Origin of the sequence: Humidesulfovibrio sp., assembly GCF_031082295.1 — a bacterium.
Classification (GTDB): domain Bacteria; phylum Desulfobacterota; class Desulfovibrionia; order Desulfovibrionales; family Desulfovibrionaceae; genus Humidesulfovibrio.
Map to the genome: position 1 here is coordinate 240564 of NZ_JAVHLD010000002.1, position 23303 is coordinate 263866.

General features: G+C 65.1%; 16 protein-coding genes. 10 read left to right on the forward strand and 6 right to left on the reverse strand.

Going from position 1 to position 23303, the window contains the following annotated elements; all coding sequences use genetic code 11:
* The first annotated feature begins 31 nt into the window (after nt 1-31).
* From thrC to RDU24_RS02450, 3 genes are all read left to right on the forward strand, one after another.
* Complete coding sequence (gene thrC, locus RDU24_RS02440; RefSeq protein WP_308734133.1) at nt 32-1468, forward strand: threonine synthase; 1437 nt, start codon at nt 32-34, stop codon at nt 1466-1468.
* Between the two features lie 27 nt (nt 1469-1495).
* Complete coding sequence (locus RDU24_RS02445; RefSeq protein ID WP_308734134.1) at nt 1496-2239, forward strand: TlyA family RNA methyltransferase; 744 nt, start codon at nt 1496-1498, stop codon at nt 2237-2239.
* A 240-nt stretch (nt 2240-2479) separates the two neighbouring features.
* The gene (locus RDU24_RS02450) at nt 2480-5698 is read left to right on the forward strand and encodes a DUF748 domain-containing protein (protein WP_308734135.1); all 3219 of its coding nucleotides are present in this window, start codon (nt 2480-2482) and stop codon (nt 5696-5698) included.
* A gap of 108 nt (nt 5699-5806) precedes the next feature.
* Here the strand turns inward: RDU24_RS02450 and metG are convergent, their stop codons facing one another.
* The 4 genes from metG to RDU24_RS02470 form a co-directional block, all read right to left on the reverse strand.
* Entirely contained in the window at nt 5807-7774 is a 1968-nt protein-coding gene (gene metG, locus RDU24_RS02455) for a methionine--tRNA ligase (protein ID WP_374989737.1), read from the reverse strand.
* A gap of 52 nt (nt 7775-7826) precedes the next feature.
* Nucleotides 7827-9188 (reverse strand): PSP1 domain-containing protein, encoded by a 1362-nt coding sequence (gene ricT, locus RDU24_RS02460; protein ID WP_308734136.1) that lies wholly within the window; start codon nt 9186-9188, stop codon nt 7827-7829.
* A 198-nt stretch (nt 9189-9386) separates the two neighbouring features.
* Nucleotides 9387-9785 carry a response regulator gene (locus RDU24_RS02465; RefSeq protein WP_308734137.1) on the reverse strand — a complete coding sequence of 133 codons (399 nt, stop codon included), beginning with the start codon at nt 9783-9785 and terminating at the stop codon, nt 9387-9389.
* Nucleotides 9786-9930: 145 nt separating this feature from the next.
* Nucleotides 9931-10785 (reverse strand): MBL fold metallo-hydrolase, encoded by an 855-nt coding sequence (locus tag RDU24_RS02470; protein ID WP_308734138.1) that lies wholly within the window; start codon nt 10783-10785, stop codon nt 9931-9933.
* 179 nt (nt 10786-10964) lie between these two features.
* Between RDU24_RS02470 and ilvN the strand changes: the two genes are divergently transcribed.
* Genes ilvN through RDU24_RS02490 form a run of 4 tightly spaced genes read left to right on the forward strand, consistent with a single transcriptional unit; the run spans nt 10965 to nt 14297 of the window.
* On the forward strand, nt 10965-11444 hold the full coding sequence (gene ilvN / locus RDU24_RS02475) for an acetolactate synthase small subunit (RefSeq protein WP_308734139.1): 480 nt from the start codon (nt 10965-10967) through the stop codon (nt 11442-11444).
* Nucleotides 11444-12385: a phosphate acyltransferase gene (locus tag RDU24_RS02480; RefSeq protein ID WP_308734141.1), complete on the forward strand. Its 942-nt coding sequence runs from the start codon at nt 11444-11446 to the stop codon at nt 12383-12385. The genes ilvN and RDU24_RS02480 overlap by 1 nt, the downstream gene beginning before the upstream one ends.
* On the forward strand, nt 12382-13479 hold the full coding sequence (buk, locus tag RDU24_RS02485) for a butyrate kinase (RefSeq protein WP_308734142.1): 1098 nt from the start codon (nt 12382-12384) through the stop codon (nt 13477-13479). The genes RDU24_RS02480 and buk overlap by 4 nt, the downstream gene beginning before the upstream one ends.
* Nucleotides 13480-13481: 2 nt before the next feature.
* Complete coding sequence (locus tag RDU24_RS02490; RefSeq protein ID WP_308734143.1) at nt 13482-14297, forward strand: potassium channel family protein; 816 nt, start codon at nt 13482-13484, stop codon at nt 14295-14297.
* Between the two features lies 1 nt (nt 14298).
* On the opposite strand, the gene mscL is transcribed toward RDU24_RS02490, so the two are convergent.
* Nucleotides 14299-14757, reverse strand: coding sequence for a large-conductance mechanosensitive channel protein MscL (mscL, locus tag RDU24_RS02495; RefSeq protein WP_308734144.1), 459 nt, complete (start codon nt 14755-14757; stop codon nt 14299-14301).
* A 183-nt stretch (nt 14758-14940) separates the two neighbouring features.
* On the opposite strand from mscL, the gene RDU24_RS02500 reads away from it, so the two are divergent.
* Together RDU24_RS02500 and RDU24_RS02505 are read left to right on the forward strand one after the other, a co-directional pair.
* Nucleotides 14941-16710: a sensor domain-containing protein gene (locus RDU24_RS02500; protein ID WP_308734145.1), complete on the forward strand. Its 1770-nt coding sequence runs from the start codon at nt 14941-14943 to the stop codon at nt 16708-16710.
* Nucleotides 16711-16720: 10 nt separating this feature from the next.
* Nucleotides 16721-17359, forward strand: a complete 639-nt coding sequence (locus tag RDU24_RS02505) for a LysE family translocator (RefSeq protein ID WP_308734146.1) — start codon at nt 16721-16723, stop codon at nt 17357-17359.
* Nucleotides 17360-17365: 6 nt separating this feature from the next.
* Here RDU24_RS02505 and RDU24_RS02510 read toward each other — a convergent pair whose 3' ends face one another.
* The gene (locus RDU24_RS02510; RefSeq protein ID WP_308734147.1) at nt 17366-19240 is read right to left on the reverse strand and encodes a SulP family inorganic anion transporter; all 1875 of its coding nucleotides are present in this window, start codon (nt 19238-19240) and stop codon (nt 17366-17368) included.
* Nucleotides 19241-19588: 348 nt separating this feature from the next.
* Here RDU24_RS02510 and nifJ point away from each other — a divergent pair, with 348 nt between their 5' ends.
* Complete coding sequence (gene nifJ / locus RDU24_RS02515; protein WP_308734154.1) at nt 19589-23245, forward strand: pyruvate:ferredoxin (flavodoxin) oxidoreductase; 3657 nt, start codon at nt 19589-19591, stop codon at nt 23243-23245.
* The last annotated feature ends 58 nt before the right edge of the window (nt 23246-23303 follow it).

Below are 23303 nucleotides of genomic sequence, written 5' to 3' on the forward strand. Positions count from 1 at the left end.
CGCCGAACATATTCACGCCAAGGAGTTCGCCATGTCCTTCCCCACCTACCGTGGTCATATGCAATACGTTTGTCTCGGCTGCGGCGCCACCTACGACATCGGCGAACTGCACTACACCTGCCCCCAGTGCAGCGGCGTGTTCGTGCTGCGCGACCTGAATTTCGACCAGCTCAAGAAGACCTCCGGGGCCGAGTGGCGCAAGATCTTCGACGAGCGCGCCGCCAGCAAGATACCCGCCCTGCGCGGCATCTTCCGCTTCTACGAGCTCATGGCCCCCGTGCTGGAGCAGGAGGACATCCTGTACCTAGGCGAGGGCAACACCCCGCTGGTGGACTCCCCCCCGGCCCTGCGCGCCGAACTGGGCCTCAAGACCGTGTACAAGAACGACGGCCAGAACCCCAGCGCGTCCTTCAAGGACCGTGGCATGGCCTGCGCCTTCAGCTTCCTGAAGAGCCTCATCCGCACCCAGGGCTGGACCGAGGTCCTGGCCATCTGCGCGAGCACCGGCGACACCTCGGCCTCGGCCGCGCTGTACGCCTCCTACGTTGGCGGAGCGGTAAAAAGCGCGGTGATCCTGCCCGCGGGCAAGGTCACGCCGCAGCAGCTCGCCCAGCCCCTGGGCAGCGGCGCCGTGGTGCTCGAGGTCCCCGGCGTGTTCGACGACTGCATGAAGGTGGTCGAGCACCTGGCCGACAACTACCGCGTGGCCCTTCTCAACTCCAAGAACGCCTGGCGCATCCTGGGCCAGGAGTCCTACGCCTTCGAGGTGGCCCAGTGGTACGACTGGGACATGAGCGGCAAGTGCGTGTTCGTGCCCATCGGCAACGCAGGCAACATCACCGCCATCATGGGCGGCTTCCTCAAGCTGTACGAACTTGGCATCATCACCGCCCTGCCACGCGTCTTCGGCGTGCAGTCGCACCACGCCGACCCGGTGTACCGCTACTACGCGGCAGACGCCAAGACCCGCGAGTACAAGCCCGTCACGGTCAGCGCCAGCGTGGCCCAGGCGGCCATGATCGGCAACCCGGTGAGCTTCCCCCGCGTGCGCCATTTCGCCGAAAAGTTCGAGGCCATCGGCGGCACCGGCTCCTTCCAGGTGGTCCAGGTCACCGAGCAGCAGATCATGGACTCCATGATCCAGGCCAACCGCTTTGGTCACATCGCCTGCACCCAGGGCGGGGAATGCCTGGCCGGCGCCAAGCGCGCGCTGGAGCTCGGCCTGGTGAACGCCGAGGACACCGTGGTGCTCGACGCCACGGCGCACCACCTGAAGTTTATCGGCTTTCAGGAAATGTATTTCGAGAACAGCTTCCCGGCGGAGTTCGGCGTCACGCCCAAGCCGGAGCTGGCCAACCGGCCCGAGCTCATCATCACCCAGGGCGACAAGGATCGCCTGTCCGACAAGGACTACGTGGTGCAGGCCGCCGACAACGTGGTCGCCCGCCTTGGCCTGGCCAAGAAATAGCCTGTGCTGGATTCCCCCGAGCACGACGTGCCGAAAAAAGACCGCGCGGACAGGATGATCGCCCAGCAGGGGCTGGCCGAATCCAAGGAAGTGGCCATGCGGCTCATCATGGCCGGGGCGGCGCATTACCTGAAGGACGGGCAGAAGGTCCCCGTGGACTCGCCAGGGCAACAATTTCCCGAGGACACGGAGTTCAGCCTGCGCGGGCAGGACCGCTTCGTCAGCCGGGGCGGCTACAAGCTGCTCACGGCCATCGAGACCCTGGGCTTCAACCCCTCTGGCAAGACCTGCCTGGACGCGGGCGCGTCCACCGGCGGCTTCACCGACTGCCTGCTGCAGTTCGGCGCGACGCGCGTCTACGCTGCGGACGTGGGCTACGGGCAGCTTAGCTGGAAGCTCCGTAGCGATCCGCGCGTGGTGGTGCTGGAGCGGCTGAACCTGCGTGAGCCGCCCCAGGAACTCTTTCCCGAGCGACTGGACGTGCTTACCGCCGACGTCTCCTTCATCTCGCTCACGGCCATCCTGCCGGGCTGCCTGGCGCTCTTGAAGCCCACGTGCGAGCTGGTGCTGCTGGTGAAGCCGCAGTTCGAGCTTCCCGCCGGGCGCACGGACCGGGGCGTGGTGCGCGAGGAGGCCGACCGCCAGGAGGCCGTGGACGGGGTCGTCGCCTTCTGCCGGGACACGCTGGGCTTGACGCATGTCGGCACCGCGCCTTCCACCCTGCTCGGCCCCAAGGGCAACCAGGAATTCCTGGCCTATTTCAAGCGCTGAGCCTCAACACATCTTCTGTCCGGCAACCGTCATCGCGCTTGGATCCGTGATGACGGCGCCGTTCTGCGCCCCGGCGACTAGGCACGGGGATTGCTCCCTTGTGCGCATCGGGACGGCCACTCCCCTTGACTTGAAACGCGCTCTTGCCCAATGTGTCAGATATGGTTGCCAGTATCGACGACCATGAGCCGCTTTCGCCAAGAAGCGGGCGAGACGTGCCAACCTCAACCCCGAAGCGCCATGACAACCACCCAAGACTCCATCGCGTCCAAGGCAAAGGAAGTTGCTCGCGCCGCCATGCGCCCCAGGTTCGTGCGCTACGGCCTGTCAACCGTTGTTGCGCTCCTGCTTCTGTTCGGACTTCTCGGGTACTTCTGGCTTCCCGGCTTCGCCAAGGCGAAGCTTGAGGCGCTGCTGAGCGACGAGTTCGGTCGTCCGGTTCACGTCGAGCGCATCGAAGTGTCGCCCTACACACTCTCGGCCGCCATCAACGGGTTCTCCATCAGCCAGGCCAACGGCACGGAGGCCCCGCTTTTCGGCTTTGACCGCCTCTACGTGGACATCTCCTCCCTGAGCCTGGCGCGCGGCATTCCGGTGGTCAGCGAGGTGCGCCTGTCCGGCCTCAAGCTGCATCTCATCCGCGAGGCCTCAGGCCGGTACAACATCTCCGACCTGCTGGACAAATGGCTCGCCGGGCCACCAGAGCCCAGCACCCCGCCCAGCCCCACGCCGGAATTCTCGGTGTCGAACATCACGCTGGAGGGCGGGTCCGTGGTCTTCGAGGATCAACTCCAAAAAGGCCGCCAGGAGGTCACGGAGATCAACCTGGGCATCCCCTTCGTGGCCAATACCTCGGGCGCGGTGCAGAGCGACGTGCTGCCGAGCTTCGCGGCCAAGGTCAATGGAGCGCCCATCGCCCTGACGGGAAAATTGCGGCCTTTCGCACCGGGCAAGGACGCTGCGGTTGAATTCAAAATCAATGATTTCGACCTAATGCGTGTATTCCACTATGCCCCGCCAGATATGCCGGCACAACTGGAATCCGCGAAGCTCGACACCGACCTCATGGTCGAGTTCGTCCAGGAGGGCAAGGATTCACGCGTTCGTGTGAGAGGCGTGGCAACGCTGCGCGAGATCGCGCTGATCCGCGCCCAGCCCGGCGGACCGAGGCTGCGCCTCACGGTGGGCAAGACCAGCCTGAAGCTTGACGAGGCGACCCTGGCCGGACTGGTCCGCGCCAAGTTCGGCGTCACGGACCTGGCCCTGGCCAAGGCTGGCGACAAGCAGCCGTTCCTGGGCTTCGCCGAACTGGATGTCAACGGCATCAGCGTCTCCAAGTCCGAACGCCAAGCCACCGTGGATGAGGTTCGGCTGAGCAAGCCCTTTGGCGTTGCCCGCAGGCTGGCCAACGGCACGCTGGACATCCAGGCGGCCATTGCCGCGCCGGGAGCCCCGGCCAAGACCCCTGGCAAGGCCGTCGCGAAGCAGGCCTCCAAGCCCGCACAAAACGCCAAGGCGGCGGCCTCCCCTGCGGCCTGGAAATGGCAGGTCAAACGCATCGCCGTTGCCGACGGCACCTTGCGCTACTCCGACGAGACACTGCCCAAGGTCCGCCCCCTTGTGGCCGCGGACCTGGCCCTTGGGCTCGACGGCCTGGCCAGCGGCGCCGGTCAGACGGCCAAGCTGGACTTCTCCACGCGCATCAACGAGCACGGCAGCGTCAAGATCGCGGGCACGGTACAGCCCGAGCCTGTTCGCGCCGATCTGGACCTGGGCCTGAGCCAGGTCGACCTCGTGGCCCTGCAGGGCTGGTTCACCGGCGACCTCAACGCGGTGCTGACCAGGGGCGACGTCTCGGTCAAGGGCAACCTCAAGGTGGGCGACCCGGACACCTCCTTCACGGGTGAGGTGGCCCTCATCGACCTCAACGTGCTCGACAAGGTCAACTCGACAGACCTGCTGCGCTGGCGCAGCCTCAAGCTTTCCGGCCTGTCAGCAGGAACCTCCCCGCTTCGGTTCGGCGTGGACGAGGTGGCGCTCTCCAGCTTCTTCGCACGACTGCTGCTGACTCCCGAGGGGCGCCTCAACCTGCAGGACGTGGTACGCAAGGAACCCCCGGCCAAGCAGGACCAACCCGGCAAGGGCGACAAGCCCGCGCAGGCCGAAAAGACCGAGCCGAGCGCCAAGTCCGCCAAGCCCTCGCCCAACATGACTGTTGCCGGAGCGGCACCCCCGGCGGCCAAGACCGAAACCGGCTCGCAACAGCCAGGCCCGCAGATCCGCATCGGGAGGATCGTCCTGAGCGGCGGCAACATCAACTTCACCGACCGCTTCATCAAGCCCAACTACACGGCCAACCTGACGGACCTGAGCGGCCGCATCGGGAAGCTTTCCGCTGGCACGCCAACGGAAGTTGCCATCAAGGGCAAGATAGACCGCACCGCGCCACTTGAAATCAGCGGCAAGATGGACCCGCTGAGCAAGCCTCTCAGCCTGGATATCCAGGCCAAGGCCAAGGGCATCGAGATGTCGACCTTCAGTCCCTATTCCGGGCGGCACATCGGCTACGCCATCCAGAAGGGCAAGCTCTCCGTTGACGTGCACTACATGGTGGAGAAGGACGCCCTCAAGGCCGAGAACAACATCTTCCTCGACCAGCTGACCATCGGCGACAAGGTGGACAGCCCCGACGCCATGTCCATTCCCATCAACCTGGTGCTGGCCCTGCTCAAGAACTCCAAGGGCGAGATCGACATCAACCTGCCCATCCAGGGCTCGCTGAACGATCCCCAGTTCAGCCTGGGCGGCGTCATCGCCAAGGTGATCCTGAACCTCATCGTCAAGGCGGCCACTTCGCCGTTTACGCTCCTGGCCTCCATGTTCGGCGGCGGTGAGGAACTGTCCTACATCACCTTTGAGCCTGGACAGTCCACCCTGCCCCCGGCTGCGGAGAAGTCCCTGCAGACGCTGGCCAAGGCGCTCAGCGAGCGCGAGGCGCTGAAAATCGAGGTGACGGGCGTTGCGGACCCGGCGCTGGAGCAGGAAGGGCTCAAGCGAGCCATCCTTGATCGCCGCGTGAGGTCCGCGAAGGCCACGGAAATGGCGCGCCGGGGGAAGGCCAGCGGAGGTCTGTCCGATGTCACCGTGACGGAGGAGGAGTACCCGCGCTATCTGGAGCGGGTGTACAAGGCCGCAGACATCAAGAAGCCGCGCAACCTCATCGGAATGGCCAAGGGCCTGCCCCCGGAGCAAATGGAGGCCCTGCTGCTGAGCAACATCCAGGCCACCCCAGACGACCTGACCAGACTGGCCAAGGACCGGGGCGTTGCAGTGCAGGCCTGGCTGGTGGAAAAGGGCGGCATAGACCAGGGCCGGGTGTTCCTGCTGGCGCCAAAGACCGGCGGCGCTGCCCCCAAGGGCGTTCCGGCTGGCGGGCGTGTCGACTTCACCCTGAGATAGCCTGACAACGCCGCCTGACTCCAGGCGTGCCAACAAGCAAAAGGCCGGAACTGGTGTCGCCAGTCCCGGCCTTTTTGCCGTTATCGATGGTGCGCGTTGGCGCCTGCCCTAGGCGACCTTGCCGCCGTCGTCCACGGTGCCGGCAGCGGTCAAAAGGCGCGTCACCTCGGCATCCTTGGCCACCAGGATCATGCCCTGGCTCTGGATGCCCCTGAGCTTGCGCGGGGCCAGGTTGGCCACAACCACCACCTGCTTGCCCACGAGATCCTCCGGGCTGAAGCGATCGGCCAAGCCAGCCACGATCTGCCTCGGCTCCGGGTCGCCCAGGGCCACCTGCACCACCAGGAGCTTGTCGGCGTCCGGATGCTTGGCGGCGGAGAGCACGGTGCCCACGCGCAGGTCGAGCTTCTGGAAGTCCGCGAACTCTATGGAGTCCGCCGGTCCAACGGGTCCTTCCGGAGCCTTTGGAGGAGCCTTCTTTTTGGGCTCCGCAGCCGGGGCCTTGGGAGTTTCCACTTCCAAGGCCGCAGGCGGCGCAGGCTCAGGCACCTCCACCCGCGGGAACAGGTTGGAAGTCTGGAGCACGGCCAGGCCGGAGTCGAGCAGCCCCCACACCTCCGGCTCCTTGGCCAGGTTGACCTTGTCCAGGTCGAAGCAGCAGCCGAGTTGCTCCAGCATCTTCACGCTGGCTTCGGGCATGACCGGCCACAGGTGCACGGCGATCTTCCGCATGTGCTCCAGCAGCATGTACATCACCGTTCCCAGGCGGGCCTTGTCCTTGTTCTTGAACAGGGTCCAGGGCGCGCTTGTGTCGATGTACTTGTTCAGGGCGCGCACCAGTTCCCAGAGGGACTCCAGCGCCCGGGCGGTGCGGAACTCGGCGAAGTGGCCCTGGAAGTTGCGCATGGCGTCGCGGCCCAGGCGCTTGAGCTCCGCGTCCTCCTCGGTCTCCGCCGTGGGGCTGGGCACCTTGCCCTCAAAATACTTGTGCGTCATGGACAGCACGCGGTTGAACAGGTTGCCGAGATCATTGGCCAGGTCGGCGTTCAGGCGGCCAACGAGGGCTTCCTCAGTAAAGGAAGCGTCGCTGCCGAAGGCCATCTCGCGCAACAGGAAGTAGCGGAAGGCCGAGGTGCCGTAGGCGTCCACCATCTGCTTGGGCTCGACGACATTGCCCAAGGACTTGGACATCTTGGTGTCGCGCACCAGCCAGTAGCCGTGGACGTTGAGGGACTGGTACGGGGCGAGTCCGGCGGCCTTGAGCATGGTCGGCCAGAACACGGCGTGTGGCTTCAGGATGTCCTTGGCCACGATGTGGTTGGCGGGCCAGAACTTCTTGAACTTCTCGCCGCGCGGGTAGTTCAGCGCGCTGACGTAGTTCAAGAGCGCGTCGAACCAGACGTAGCAGACGAAGTCCTGGTCAAAGGGCAGCTCTATGCCCCAGGTGAGGCGACTCTTGGGCCGGGAGATGCACAGGTCCTCCAGCGCGCCGGACTCGAGCAGGCTCAGCACCTCGTTGCGGTAGCGCGCCGGGCGGATGAAGTCGGGATTCTGGTTGATGTGCTCGATGAGCCAGGCCTGGTACTTGGACATGCGGAAGAAATAGTTCTTCTCGGCGATGTATTCGGGCCTGGTCTTGTGGTCCGGGCACATGCCGTCCACAAGTTCCTTCTCGGTGTAGAAGCGCTCGCAGCCGAAGCAGTAGTGCCCGCCGTACTCTCCAAAGTAGATGTCGCCAGCCTCGTAGACCTTCTGCAGCACTTTCTGCACGGTTTTGATGTGCTCGGGATCGGTGGTGCGGATGAAGTGGTCGGGCTTGGCCCCGAGCATGGGGCCGAGGGCGCGGAACAGGCCGCTGATCTGGTCGGCGTATTCCTTGGGCGACTGCCCGGCCTCATCGGAGGCCTTGGCGATCTTGTCGCCGTGCTCATCCGTGCCGGTGAGGAAAAAGGCCTCGTCGCCCATGAGCCGGTGGAAGCGGGTCATGGCGTCGGCCAGGATGGTGGTGAACGCGTGGCCCAGATGCGGCTTGGCGTTGACGTAGAAAATGGGCGTGGTGACGAAGAAGCGGCTCAATCTCGACTCCTTGGAGCGTTTCCAGACCTGGGTGGTGGCGGCCCTTGCGGACCTAGGCAGGCTTGGGGCCTCTGCCTTTGCGGCGCTTGCGCCGGGGACGCGAACGCCCGGCGTCGCCCTCGGGCCTTTCCGGACGGTCTGCGCCGGGCTCGAGAGCCTCTCCCGCAGCCCGCTGGGGCGCCTGGGTCTCAGCGCCGTCCGGTGCCTGCACGCGCGGTTCGGGCCGGTCGGATTTTTCTGGCCGGTCGGGCCGGTCGGATTTCTCTGGCCGCGGCGCGCGCTCCGGCCGGGACGGGCGGCCCGTGGACGGCCTGCCGCCGCCCTGTCGCCCCTGACGCTCCGGAGCATGGCCTTCCGGCGCCTGGGCTGCGCCCTCCGGCGAAATCTGGCGGTTCACCAAATCCTTCCATTCTTCGAGGGTAAACTCGCGTTCCCCCATATCCTCAACCCATACAGAAATGGATTTCTTGAAGAAATTGGCGCGCAGCACCTTGGCGTTGCCGATGGCCGTCTGGATGCGCTTGCCGATCTTGGGGCACTGCTTGTGGAATTCCTCGTAGCCCTTCTGCTCGTAGCTCAGGCAGCACAAGAGCCGCCCGCAGATGCCGGAGATCTTGGCCGGGTTCAGGAACAGATTCTGCTCCTTGGCCATTTTGATGGTCACCGGCGCGAACTTTCGCAGAAAACGGCGACAGCACACAACCTGCCCGCAGTTGCCGATGGCCCCGATCATCTGGGTCTCGTGGCGCACGCCGATCTGGCGCAACTCGATGCGCGTGTGGAACTCGCGCACCAGGCTCTTGATGAGCTCGCGGAAATCGATACGGTTGGGCGCGGTGAAATAGAAGATCATCTTGCTGCGGTCGTGCAGCACCTCAACGTCCACCAGCTTCATGTCGAGGTTCTGGCTGGAGATGCAGCCCCGGCAGAAGTTGAAGGCGCGGCGCGCCAGGCGCTTGTTCTCGGCCCCGGTCTCCAGGTCCTGCGGACCAGCCAGGCGGAAAATCGGCTGCAACCCGTCGGCGTTGAGCGGACGAGGCTGATACTGGGCGGCCTGCTCCAGCGAATACACCCCGCCGCTGGGCGCGGTGGCATCGTGCGCCTGCTCCGAGGCATTGCCGGGCGTCTCTAGGCCCTGGTCGGGCGTTGCGGGGGCGGCGGCGTCATCGTGCCAGTCCGCGCCTACCAGCACGGATTCGAAGGGGGCCGGGGCGTTCTCCGCGGGTGCGACGACGACAACGTGAGCGTCCTGGTGGACGGCCTCAGGGGCGGCGACGAGCGCCACATGGCCAAGGGCCAGGCCCTGGTCGGTCTCCACCAGCACTGACTGCCCCGCGCTCACCACATGGGCGCCCGAGGCGAAATAGCAGACCGGTCCGTGGTCGCTGAACTTGATCCCGAGAATCTGAGTCATGCACCTGTCCTGTGTGCCGCTTTAGGCCAAGGGGCCGTGCGGCTTCGTAGGCTTCATTAGCCGACTTTTCGTCGAAGTTCAAATGTCGCCAAGGGGCGAAGGAGCCCCAAAAAAAACGACGGAAGCCAACGGCCAGGCCGCTGCCCCCGTCCGCCCGTCCTGTCCTTTGGACCGGACCGAGCGTTCTATGCGGTCCGGCTAGGCCGAAAGCCCCAGTGCGCGGACCTCAGCCATGAAGCGCTCCTCGTCAATGGGCTTGACCAGGAAGCAGTCTGCCCCGCCGAGGAAGAACGCGTCGTTGGTCTCGCGGGAATCCTCAAGCATGCTGATGACAATGATCTTGCAACGGCGCTCGCTCTCCAGGCCAAGGTCGTCCTCGTAGCCGCGCATCTCGCGCAAGGCCTGTTGCCCGTCCATCTCCGGCATGACCAGGTCCATGCAGACCAGATCGTAGGGGCGCCCGTCATCCAAAGCTTTTTTGAAGGCCCCAAGTGCCTCCTCTCCGTTGACCGCGATATGGCATTCCGCAACGGGCCGCATCATGTCATGGAGCATGACACGGCTGTAGAAATCGTCATCCACGATGAGTACGCGCATCCGTCCGTCCCCCCATTGTTCCCGCACCGGTTGCCTTTTTCCGGGCACAAGCGGGTTTGGCATTTCCTGGCGCAGAAATCAAGTCCAGCCGGGCATCCAAGCAGGGTTGCCCAGGTTCGTCGAGGCGGAGGTGAGATGGAACGGGCTAGAGGTCGAAGCTGGAATCCTGGGCCACGGCCAGGCAGTCTGGAACCGGGCCGGAACCGGCGCCGGCGAAGACTGCGCGACAACGACGCACCATCTCGTCCACGCCGTCGTCAGTCCGCTCCTGGTTGTGATGGAACAGGCCAAGGGTCTTCACGCCGGCGGCCAGGGCAAGCCTCGCGGCGTCATCGACATGCGAATGCCCCCAACCAAGGCGCTCCGGGTACTCCTCGGGCGTGTACTCGGCGTCGTGCACCAGCAGGTCCGCGCCACGGCAGAAGTCCGCGTATTCCTCGAAACTGCGCCCGCCCCGGTGAGGATGCGAAAGCTCGTTGTCCGTGAGAAAGACGAAGCTCCGCCCGTCCTCCTCCACGCGGTAGCCCGCGCCAAGGTTTGGATGCGAAAGCGCGATGCGCCGCACCCGCAGGCTGTCCACCTGCATCACGTCTCCCGGCCACTCGCGGCTGACGATGGTGGAGGGCAGGTTCACGAAAGGCACCGGAAACAGCGGCGGCGCCATGACCCGCCCGAGAAGCTTGGCAATGCTGCCCTGCAGCCCGGGGCTGCCGTACAGGCTGATTCGCGCGCTGGGGTTGTAGAGGAGCTTAAAGAACGGAAGGCCCAGCACATGATCCCAGTGGGTGTGCGTGAACAGGAGCGTCAGGTCGAGCCGCCCCTCCTCGGTCAATCGGCAGCCCAGCCTGCGGATGCCCGTTCCCGCGTCGATGACCAGGAGCGCATCGTTCTTTGAGCGTATCTCAATGCAGGTGGTGTCGCCGCCATAGCGATTGAAGTCCGGCCCGGAAACGGGAATTGAGCCACGCGCACCCCAGCAACGCACCTTCACAGCGCGCACCGCCAGCGTCTTGGCAAGTCGACCGAATTCAGGAGACTCATCTTTTGCTACTTATCCATACCGCGCAGCAATGGCAAGGCCCGCGACCATGCCGGAAGCCCCGGCGGGGTCTTTGCTTCCGCAGGCAGTTGGGCTAAACTTGCACGTTGCACGCAACACAGCACAAGGAGCAGCCTGCCGTGAAACACACCATCTTCGCCCTGGTGGCCAACCGCACGGGCGTTCTCGCCGACATGGCCAACGAGTTCAAGAAGCGCAACCTGAACATCCAGAGCATCTCCTGCGGCGAGACGGAGAACCCGGAGGTGACGAGCATGGTCATCTGCCTGGAGGCCCCGGACGACGACATCGACGTCATCACCGGCGCCGTGGCCCAGATGGCCAACGTCATCAAGGTCGACGACCTGGCGCGCAAGGAGTTCCTCGACCGCGAGCTGGTGCTCATGAAAATTCAACGCGGAGCCGAGAACCTCTCGCAGCTCATGCAGATCCTGGAGGTCTTCCGCGCCAGCGTTGTGGGCATGGGCGAAAAGAGCCTCACGGTCGAGCTTTCCGGCGACTCCGAGCGGGTTGACGGGCTGATCAAGATGCTCGCGCCGTTCGGCATTCTGTCCATGGCCCGCACCGGCAAGATCGCCCTCAAGCGCGGAGACGACTAGTGAACACCCCCCGCCTGACCAGCCTGGACCAGGTGGTGCGGGCCGTGAAGGCCCGAGGCAGAGCGCCTCGCGTGGCCATCGCCCCCTGCGACGAGGAGTTCGTGCTGCGGGCGGCGCTGCAGGCCGCGAAGGAAGGCCTCGCCGAGCCGATCCTTCTTGGCGACATGAACCGCACGCGCGCCGTTGCCGAGCGCCTGGGCCTGGATATTGGCGCCTTCGAGCTTCAGGACTGCCCGGACGACACGCAGGCGGTCACGCTTGCCGTGGACTGTTTCCGCCAGGGCCGGGCCGAGCTCATCATGAAGGGGCTCGTGGCCACCAGCGCCGTGCTCAAGGCCGTGCTGGTCAAGGACGCCGGGCTCGTTCCGCCAGGCGGCATCCTGAGCCACGTCACCGTATTCGACGCGCCGGGCCGCGCCCCGGGCCAGGCAGGGCTCATGCTCCTCACCGACGCCGGGGTGAACATACGCCCCACCCTGCAGCGCAAGGTGGAAATCCTCAAGAACGCGCTGGCCGTGGCCCGCAGCCTGGGCATCACCCGCCCGCGCGCGGCCATGCTGGCCGCTACCGAAAAGGTCAACTACCCGGCCATGCCCGCCACGCTGGACGCGGACATCATCGCCAAAATGGCCGACTCCGGCGAATTTGACGACGCCTTCGTAGCCGGTCCGCTGGCGCTCGACCTGGCGGTTTCCCCGTCGGCAGCCGCCATGAAGGGGGTGGCAGGCCCGGTGGCCGGTCAGGCGGACATCCTCTGCACCCCTGACATCGAGTCCGGCAACATCCTCTACAAAACACTGAACTCACTTATGAACCTGACCCTTGCAAGCGTCGTCGTCGGCAGCCGCGTGCCCATCGTCGTCCCCTCGCGCGGGGACACCGAGCACTCCAAGTTCGCATCCATCGCCCTGGCGGCCTATATCGCCGGAGGCCCGCAATGACCCAGAGTCCCCCGCGCGTGCTGTGCATCAACCCCGGCTCCACCTCCACCAAGGTGGCAGCCTATGACGGCGAGACGCAGCTGTTTTCCGAGGACATCAGCCACGACAAGACCGCCCTGGAGTCCTGCGGCAGCGTGCAGGGCCAACTTGCCCTGCGTCGCAAGGCCGTGGCCGACGCGGTGGCGCGCCACCTGGGCGAGACCGTGTTCCAGGCAGTGGCCGGTCGCGGAGGGCTGCTGCTGCCTTTGCCCGGCGGTGTCTACGCCGTGTGCCAGTCCATGCTGGACGACCTGGCCCAGGCGCGCTACGGCGAGCACCCCTGCAACCTGGGCGCGGCCCTGGCCACGGAGTTCGCCCAGGCCTCCGGCTGTCCGGCCTTCGTGGTGGACCCGCCCGTCACCGACGAGCTGCGCGAGGTGGCGCGCCTGACCGGCCTGCCGCGCATCCGGCGGCGCAGCGTCTTTCATGCCCTGAGCCAGCGCTCCGCGGCGCAACGGGCGGCAAAGGGGCTGGGCCTGCGCTACGAGGCCGCCAAATTCGTGGTTGCCCACCTGGGCGGCGGGGTCAGCGTTGGCGCGCATGACAGGGGCCGCATCGTCGACGTGACCAACGGCGTGGACGGCGAAGGCCCCATGAGCGCCGAGCGCGCCGGCACCTTGCCCAGCCTTGCGGTGCTCGAGCTGGTACGGCGCGGAGAGGACCCGGCGGCGCTCGCCCGTGAGCTCTTGACCTCAAGCGGCCTGTACGCTCATGTCGGCACCAACGACCTGCGCGACATCGAGGGCCGCGCCGCCGCTGGCGACCGCCACGCCGAGGACGTGCTGCAGGCCCTGGCCTATCAAGTGGCGAAGTTCGCGGCCGCCATGGCCGCTGCCCTGTACGAGGACGATGCCGCGCCTGTCGACGCCGTGGTGCTGACCGGAGGCATGGCCAAAAGCGCGCCCCTCTCGGCGGCCATACAGCGCCGGGTGGCCTGGTTGGCGCCGGTGGTTATCCTGCCCGAGGTGGAGGAGATGCGAGCGCTTGCGGCGGGTGCCCTGACAGCGTTGGCTGGGGCCGCGCCCGTGCGCGTCTATGGTCAGAGGGAGGGGTGAGGATGCAGCTCGATAACGGGCAAAAACGCGTGCTGGCCGCCTTGGGCGTGCTGGCGGTGGTGCTCCTGGCGGGCACTTTGGCGCTCATGCATGTGGAAGGCTTCGACTTCGCCGATTCGCTCTATTTCAGCGTGGTGACCATGTCCACCGTGGGCTATGGCGACGTGGTGCCGCACACCGGCGCAGGCCGCGTCGTGGCGGGCATCATGATCCTGACGGGCGTCGGCTCGTTCATGAACGCCGTGGCCGCCGCCTCGGACCATCTGCTGACCCGGCGCGCCCAGAAGGAACGCAAGGAAAAGCTCAACATGGTCATCGGGGTGTTTTTCAGCGAAGCGGGCATCCGCCTGTTGCGCAAGCTTGCGCTGCTGGACACCGACCTCGCGAGCCTGCGCGCACGCCTGCCCGAGGCCGACAGCTGGTCCGAGCAGTATTTTCGAAAGTATTCCGCTTCAATGGCCCAGCACGGCTTCAAGGTCGCCGCGGACGCCGCGGCCCTGCAGGGCATCAAGGACTTCCTGACCGAAAAAAGCCCGCTGCTTGTGCGGCTGCTGGAGAATCCCAACCTTCTGGAGCATGAGACGTGCACAGACCTGCTCTGGGCCGTGCTGCACATCAAGGAAGAGCTGGAGTTCCGCTTCGACCTCAGCGCGCTGAGCGTCGCTGACGCCACCCACGTGGGCGGCGACCTGGAGCGCGCCTATCGGCTGCTGGCCCTGCAGTGGCTGGACTATATGCGCCACCTCAAGGCCAACTATCCCTATCTGTTCATGACCGCCGCGCACCGCAACCCGTTCCGCGAGCAGGCGGAAGGTTGAGCTAGCTCGGCAGCTCCGAGGTGCAATGCGGACAGCGCGTGGCCTTGAGGCTGATGGTGCTGGCGCAGAAGGGGCATTCCTTGGTGGTGGGCTCGGCCGCGGGCTCCTTGCTCTTTTGCATGGCCTGCAGGCGGTTCATGGCGCGGACCACAAGAAAAATGGCCATGGCCACGATGACGAAGTTGATGACCGTGTTGGCAAAAAGCCCAAGGTTCAAGGTCACTGCTCCGGCCTTCTTGGCCTCTACCAAAGCGGCGTAGGGGCCGGGCGTGGCGCCGTCGCGCAGGGTCAAATAGAGGTTGGAAAAGTCCACGCGCCCCAGCAGCAGCCCGATGGGCGGCATGAGCACATCGTCCACCAGGGACTTGACGATGCCGCCAAAAGACGCGCCGATGACGACACCGACGGCCATGTCCACCACATTTCCGCGCATGATGAACGCCTTGAAATCTTTCAGCATCCCGAACCTCCGTGCAATTGTGGGTCTTTCCCGACCGGACCTCGGCCAGAGCGATTTCTAGCACAAGGCATTTGCTGGCGTAAAGCCGAGCCTACGCAAAAACGCCTCCGCTCACTTCCAATTCAAATCCGATGGTGCTATGAAATCTGAAAGAATAAACGCACCACGAACCCACGGAACGCCATGGCAGCCAAGCCCACCCCCAAAGCCGCCGAAACCTCCACTGTGACGGACCGAACCACCAAGCGGACCATAAACGGGGCTGAACGCCGCTACCAGAATCTTCTCCATTCCTCGCCCATGGGCATCCATCTTTTCCGCCTCGATGGGGACGGGCGGCTCATCTTCACCGGCTCCAACCCCGCAGCGGACACTCTCATGCATACGGACAACAGCCGTCTGCTCGGACTGCCCATGGAGGAGGCCTTCTCGGGGCTGAAGAACACCGAAGTGCCCGAGCGCATCCGCGAGATCTGCGCCGGGGGAGCGGCTTGGCGGACCGACCACCTTGAATACCGCAGCCTGGACATCGCCGGCGCCTTTGAAATGCACTGCTTTCAGGTCGAACCCGGCCTCTGCGCGTGCATGTTCCAAGACCGTAGCGAGCATAAGCTCATGGAGTCGCGCCTGCGCCATTTGACCCAGCAGGATCCGCTCACCGGCATCGCGAACCGTCCGATGTGCCTGGAGCGCATCGGCATCGCCCTGCAGCGCGCCAAGCGCCGCGCAGACTACCGCCACGCCATCATCTACATCGACCTGGACCGCTTCAAGAACATAAACGACACCCAGGGACACCACGCCGGGGACGCGGTGCTCGTCGAGACGGCCAAGCGCCTGCGCGCCAGCGTGCGCGAACTGGACACGGTTGCGCGCATCGGCAGCGACGAGTTCGTGGTGCTCATGGAAGAGTTCGACAGCTACAAGCGTCCCATCCAGGCCGTCAAGCGCATCCGCCAGGCCCTGGCCGCGCCCTTTTTGCTGGAAAATGAGGAGATCACCGTCACCGCGAGCATCGGCCTGGCTCTCGGGCAGGACCTGGCCAGCAGCGCCGAGGAAGCCCTGCGCAACGCCAACCTGGCCATGCACCACGCCAAGGCCCTGGGCCGCAACCGCATCAAAAGCTTCACCCAGTCGCTGCTGCGCCAAACGCTCAACGTGGTGCGCCTGGAAAACGACATGGACCGGGCCATCGCCCGTGGCGAATTTTTCCTGGAATTCCAGCCAATCCTGCAGCTGGGCAAGAACCGCCAGCTTTTCGGCTTCGAAGCCCTGGCCCGCTGGCGGCACCCGGACCGCGGGCTCATCATGCCCGGCGAATTCATCCCCATCGCCGAAGACTCCGGCAAGGTGGTCGAACTGGGCTACTGGGCACTGCGCGAGGCGAGCCGCATCCTCACCAAATGGCGCGAGCGCTACCCGCACATGCAGGACGCCATGATGTCCGTGAACCTCTCGCCGCAGCAGGTGCCCAAGACCGACTTTTTGCCGCGCATGCGCGAGATATTGAATGAGACGCGCCTGCCCGCCCGCAACCTCAAGCTTGAGGTCACCGAGACAGCGCTCATGCAGAGCGGTACATCGGTGCTGTCCAAGCTGCACGAGCTGCGCGACATGGGCGTGTCCTTCTCGGTGGACGACTTCGGCACCGGCTACTCCTCCCTGTCCTACCTGACGCGGCTGCCGCTGGACCACCTGAAGATCGACCTGTCCTTCGTGCGCATGCTCGAGACCGGCAAGGACAACCTGGAGATCGTGCGCGCCATCATCCAGCTCGCCACGAGCCTGCGCATGGACGTGGTGGCCGAAGGCGTTGAGAACGCCAACCAGCACGGCATCCTCACGGACCTCGGCTGCGAATATTTCCAGGGCTACCTGTTCTCGCGCCCGCTGTCCGAGGAGCGCGCCGAGGCCTTCGTGCAGACCTTCACCTCGGAGGCCATCACCTCCTGAGCGCCCGGCCATGATCACCAACGCGGTTACTGCCGCCCTTGCTGGCGCGGCCTTCGGCCTTTCCGCGGGCATCACCCCCGGCCCGCTGCTGGCGCTCGTCATCGCCCAAACCCTGGCCCACGGCCCCCGCGAGGGCGGCAAGGTGGCGTTGGCGCCCCTGCTCACCGACTCGCCCATCATCCTTGCCGCGCTCCTGTTGACCAGCAGCGCGGCAAGTCACGGCACGCTCCTTGGCGGCCTCACCCTTTGCGGGGCGCTCTTCCTGATGTACTGCGCGCTGGGCTGCCTGCGCTTCACGCCGCCTGGCTCCAGGCCCGATGGCCCGCAAGCTCGAAAGGCTCCGGGCAGCATCGGCAAGGGGGTTCTCGCCAATTTCCTCAACCCCGGCCCGTACCTGTTCTGGATGACCGTGGGCGCGCCCCTGATCATGGAAGCCCGCGCCCAGGGCTGGCTCACGCTGGCCAGCTTTTTCCTGGCCTTTTTCCTGACCATCGTCGGGTCCAAGTTCGGGGTGGCGCTCCTGACCTGGCGCACCGGCCCGGTGCTGGGCAGCCGAGGCTACCTGCTGGCCATGCGGGGGCTTGGCGTCATGCTGCTGGCCTACGCGGGCTTCTACGTCCGCGACGGCCTGCGCCTGCTGCTGTTCTAGTCGGAATCAGGAAGATGCCGGCTGCGGGTTCTCGGCCTGCGCGTTCCCGGACCTTGGCGCCTCGTGGTCGTGCCCCTCGCCGCCGGGCATCAACGCGCATTCGCGGAACACCCTGTTCGGGCAGCAGGCGCAGCGCTCCGGGTCGAGCCGGGGCACCATGTGCGCGATGGCCTGTCCCTCGGACTCGAAGATGTGCTCACCCCCCAGGCGTTTCAGGCACAGGCCGCGGCGCAGCACCTCCAGCACCTCCTCCTTGAGCGAGCAGAAGAACATGTCGCGCCCCGAAAGCTTGAGGCTCAAGACCTCGTTGTAGAGCATGTGGCAACCGCTGGCGTCGATGAAGTTGATGCCGTTGCCGACGATGAGGATGTGGCACTGCTCGGGGAAGCTGTCCATAACGCGGTGCAGCTCCTCGGAGATATGATTCACCGCGCCGAAGAAGATGCTCCCGTCCAGGCGCAGGATCTTGATCTGCGGACACTCCTTGAGTTCCTTGCGGCGCACGTTTCGCAGCGGCCGCCGAGGGTTGTCCAAGTCCGGGGCAAGCACCGTGAAGTTCGGGTGCGAGGTGCGCTTCAGGTACATGAGGAGCGAGAGGATGACCCCGCAGAAGATGGCGAATTCCATCTGCACGAAGAGGATGCCGAGAAAGGTCACGGCAAGGATGCCGGTCTCGTTCCTGTCCGTGCGGATGATGTGCCGGATGCCGTGCAGGTCCACCAGGTTAACGGCCACAAGCAGAATGACGCCCGACATGGCCGCCACGGGCAGGTAGGCCGTAAGCGGCGCCACCAGCAGCACGATCCCGGCCAGCAGCAGGGCCGAAAACACCGCCGCCAGCGGGGTCTTGGCGCCAGCCTCGAAGTTGAGCCCGGTGCGCGTGAAGGAGCCCGACGAGGCGTAGGCCGAGAACAGGCTGCCAAGCACGTTGGCCAGGCCCTGGCCCACGAACTCGCGCGAGTTGTCGATCATCTGCTGGGAGCGGGTGGCCACGGCGCGGGCGATGGAAACGGCCTCGGCCAGGCCGAGCATGGCCACGGCCAAAGCCCCCGGCACCAGCCGCCGCAGGTCGTTCAGCCCGAAGTCCGGCAACGTGAAGGGCGGCAGGGACGCGGGCAGCGCCCCCACCAGCAGCACCCCATGCTCCGGCCCGTCCACGGCGAAGCTCAGCAAGCTCGCAAGGATAAGTGCCAGCAGAAGCTTCGGCAGCTTGGGCCAAAAGCGTCGGATGACCACGGCGATGAGGATGGTGAACGCGCCCAGGCCAAGCACATAGGGTTTGGCCTCCGGCAGGGCGCGCAGCATGCTGCCCCAGGTGGACAGGAAGGTGCCGCCGCGCGGCAGATCAAGCCCCAGAAAAGTGCCCAGCTGGCTGGTAGCGATGAGGATGGCGGCCCCTGCGGTGAAGCCCGTGACCACGGAATGTGACACGAAGTTGGCCACCGCGCCAAGGCGCGCCAGGCCCAGGCCCAATTGGAACATGCCGGTCAAAAGCGTCAGCGTCAGCACCAGGCGGATGTACTCCGCGCTGCCGGGATCGGCCAGGCGGCTCACATTGGCGAAGACGACGAGGGAGATGGCCGTGGTGGGGCCGGACACCAGATGATAGGACGATCCGAAAAGCGCGGCGACGACAACCGGCACCATGGCCGCGTAGAGTCCGTAAACCGGCGGCAGGCCGGCGATGGCCGCAAAGGCCACGCCCTGGGGCAGCACGATGACCGCGCCCGTGAGTCCGGCCCAGAGGTCGGCCTTGAGGGTCCGCCGCGACACCTGGGGCCACCAGGCGAGGAACGGCAGCAGACTCAGCAGCCGCTCGATCATCCGCTCCGTCTTCTTGGCCCAGGGGCCTTTGGGCGGGATGAATTCACATTGTTCCATGGGTCTCCCGTCAGCTCTGCGGTTTTCCCCTATCTTCGTATTCCCTAGCCCAAACATGCCGAGGATGCCAGTCTGAATTTGTCTGATTGATCGGACATCCGTGCCGATGACGGCAAACCCGCACCGGCTCAAGCTTTCGAGCTTCAAGGGGCTGCCTTTTTTTCAGACATAACCGCTCCAAGTAATCAAGGCTCGCCCATCAACAACATCAACACACTAAAGTTACAGGCAAAATAGTTGCGCGTTCTTTTTGGCACACAAGTTGCCATCGAAACCATTTTGATCTACGTGTTGAAATACGCTACCAACCGCCCAAACCTTCACATCACAAGAAAGAGGGATATGAGCATGTCAAAAAAGATGAAGACCATGGACGGCAACTCGGCCACCACGCATGTGGCCTATGCAATGAGTGAGGCCGCTGCAATCTACCCGATCACGCCTTCCTCCACCATGGGCGAGATCGCCGACGAAATGGCCGCCAAAGGCATGAAGAACATTTTCGGACAGGTGGTGAACATCCGTCAGATGCAGTCCGAAGCGGGCGCCGCCGGAGCCGTCCACGGCTCGCTGTCCGCAGGCGCGCTAACCACCACCTTCACCGCCTCCCAGGGCCTGCTTCTGATGATCCCAAACATGTACAAGATCGCGGGCGAGCTTCTGCCCGCGGTGTTCCATGTCTCGGCCCGCGCCCTGGCGGCGCACGCCCTGTCCATCTTCGGCGACCACCAGGACGTCATGGCCTGCCGCCAGACCGGCTTCGCCTTCCTGGCCTCCTCCTCCGTGCAGGAATGCATGGACCTGGCGCTGGTGGCTCACTTGGCCGCCATCGAGTCCAGCGTTCCCTTCGTGCACCTCTTCGACGGCTTCCGAACCAGCCACGAAATCCAGAAGATCGAGGTCATCGACCAGGCGGACATGGCCAAACTCGTCAACTACGACAAGGTCGCAGAATTCCGCAAGAAATCCATGAACCCCGAGCATCCGGCCCTGCGCGGCACCGCCCAGAACCCGGACATCTACTTCCAGGGACGCGAGCGCGCCAACCCCTACCACAACGCGGTTCCCGGCATCGTGAAAGAGGCCATGAAGAAGGTCGGCAAGCTCACGGGCCGCAAGTACAAGCCCTTTGACTACGTGGGCGCCCCGGACGCCACCGAGATCATCGTGGCCATGGGCTCCGGCTGCGAGACCGTGCAGGAAGTCATCAACATGATGCTGGCCAAGGGCAAGAAGGTCGGCCTCATCAAGGTGCGCCTGTACCGCCCGTTCGACGCCGCCTCCTTCTTCGCCGTGCTGCCCAAGACCGTGCAGAAGATCACCGTGCTCGATCGCACCAAGGAGCCCGGCGCCCTGGGCGACCCGCTGTACCTCGACGTCTGCACCGCCCTTGTGGAGCGTGGCAAGGCCATGCCGCAAATCATCGCCGGCCGCTACGGCCTGGGCTCGAAAGAGTTCCGCCCGAACATGGTCATGAGCATCTTCAAGAACATGGCCAAGGCCAACCCGAAGAACCACTTCGTGGTGGGCATCGAGGACGACGTCACCAAGACCTCGCTCCCGGTCGGCCCGGCCCTGGCCACCACCCCCGCGGGCACCGTGCAGTGCAAGTTCTGGGGCCTCGGGTCCGACGGCACCGTAGGCGCCAACAAGAGCGCCATCAAGATCATCGGCGACAACACGCCGCTGTTCGCCCAGGGCTACTTCGCCTACGACTCCAAGAAATCCGGCGGCATCACCGTGTCGCACCTGCGCTTCGGCAAGAAGCCCATCCAGTCCACCTACCTGGTGGAACAGGCCGACTTCATCGCCTGCCACAAGTCCAGCTACGTGAACATTTACGACGTGCTGGAAGGCATCAAGCCCGGCGGCACCTTCCTGCTGAACTCCACCTGGACCACCGTGGCCGACATGGAGGCCAACCTGCCCGCGGCCATGCTGCGCACCATCGCGGACAAGAAGCTCAAGCTCTACACCATTGACGCGGTGAAGATCGCCTCCGCTGTGGGCCTGGGCAACCGCATCAACATGATAATGCAGACGGCCTTCTTCAAGCTGGCCAAGGTGCTGCCCATCGACAAGGCCATCTCGCTGCTGAAGGATTCCATCAAGAAGGAATACGGCAAGAAGGGCGACAAGATCGTCAAGATGAACGTGGACGGCGTCGACCAGACCCTGGCCAACCTCATCGAAATCAAGGTCCCCGCCTCCTGGGCCAAGGCCAAGGACAAGTCCGTGATAACGGACAAGGTTCCCGCCTTCGTCTCCGACGTCATGCGGCCCATCCTGGCCCAGAACGGCGATGCCCTGCCCGTCTCCGCCTTCACCCCGGACGGCTCCTTCCCGGTGTCCACCAGCCAGTACGAAAAGCGCGGCGTGGCCATCAACGTGCCCCAGTGGGTCAAGGAAAACTGCATCCAGTGCAACCAGTGCGCCATGGTCTGCCCCCACGCGGCCATCCGCCCCGCCCTGCTGAACGACGCCGAGGCCAAGAAGGCCCCCAAGAGCTTCGAGACCATCCCCGCTCTCGGCAAGGAGCTCAAGGGCTTGGGCTTCCGCATCCAGGTCAACTCTCTGGACTGCATGGGCTGCGGCAACTGCGCCGACATCTGCCCGGCCAAGGAGAAGGCCCTGGTCATGAAGCCGCTGGAGACCCAGACCGCCCTCCAGGTTCCAAACCAGGTGTTCTTCGACACCGCCGTCAGCATCAAGGGCGACCTGCTGAAGCGCGAGAGCCTGAAGGGCAGCCAGTTCCAGCAGCCGCTGCTTGAGTTCTCCGGCGCCTGCGCGGGCTGCGGCGAGACCCCCTACGTCAAGCTCATCACCCAGCTCTTCGGCGAGCGCATGATGATCGCAAACGCCACGGGCTGTTCCAGCATCTGGGGCGCCTCTGCCCCGGCCAGCCCCTACTGCGTCAACAAGGACGGCTTCGGCCCGACCTGGAGCAACTCGCTGTTTGAAGACGCCGCCGAGTTCGGCTACGGCTACACCATGGCCATCAACCAGCGCCGCGCCAAGCTTGTGGAGCTCATGGGCCAGGTTCAGGGCTCCAGCGCCTCACCCGCCATCAAGGCCGCCGCGGCCGAATGGCTGGCCGGCAAGAACGATCCCGCAGCCTCCCGCGCCGCGGGCGACACCCTGAAAGGCCTGCTGGCCAAGACCAAGGACCCGCTTTTGGCCGAAATCGCCAGCATGGGCGACCTGCTGACCAAGAAGTCCGTGTGGATCTTCGGCGGCGACGGCTGGGCCTACGACATCGGCTTCGGCGGCGTGGACCACGTGCTGGCCAGCGGCGAGGACATCAACATCCTGGTCATGGACACCGAGGTTTACTCCAACACCGGCGGCCAGTCCTCCAAGGCCACTCCGCTCGGCTCCATCGCCAAGTTCGCGGCCAGCGGCAAAAAGACCAACAAGAAGGACCTGGGCCGCATCGCCATGACTTACGGCTACGTCTACGTGGCCAGCATCAGCATGGGCGCGGACAAGAACCAGACCCTGAAGGCCATCCTCGAGGCCGAGGCCTACCCCGGCCCGTCCTTGGTCATCGCCTACGCCCCCTGCATCAACCAGGGCATCAAGAAGGGCATGGGCAAGAGCCAGGAAGAGGGCAAGCTGGCCGTGACCTCCGGCTACTGGCCTCTGTACCGCTTCAACCCCGACCTGGCCGAGAAGGGGCAGAACCCCTTCAAGCTGGAGTCCAAGGCCCCCGACGGCACCCTCCAGGCCTTCCTCTCCGGCGAGAACCGCTACGCCGCGCTGGAAAAGGCCATGCCTGAAGAGTCCAAGCGCCTGCGCGCCGACATCGAGACCGCCTACATGAAGCGCTACCAGCAGTTGATGCTGCTGGACGACCCCAAGCGCGCCTGCGTTGAAGGCGGGCTGGACATCCCGACGGCCCCGGCCGCTCCGGCTGCCGCCCCCGCAGGCAACGCCAAGCCCTGTGCCATGTCTGACAGCGGCCACTCCGCCAAGCCCTGCGACGACGGCCGCGGCGGCAAGTAACCGCTCGAAGAACCGCACCTGAAACCAAAGGCCCCGGAACGACTGCTCCGGGGCCTTT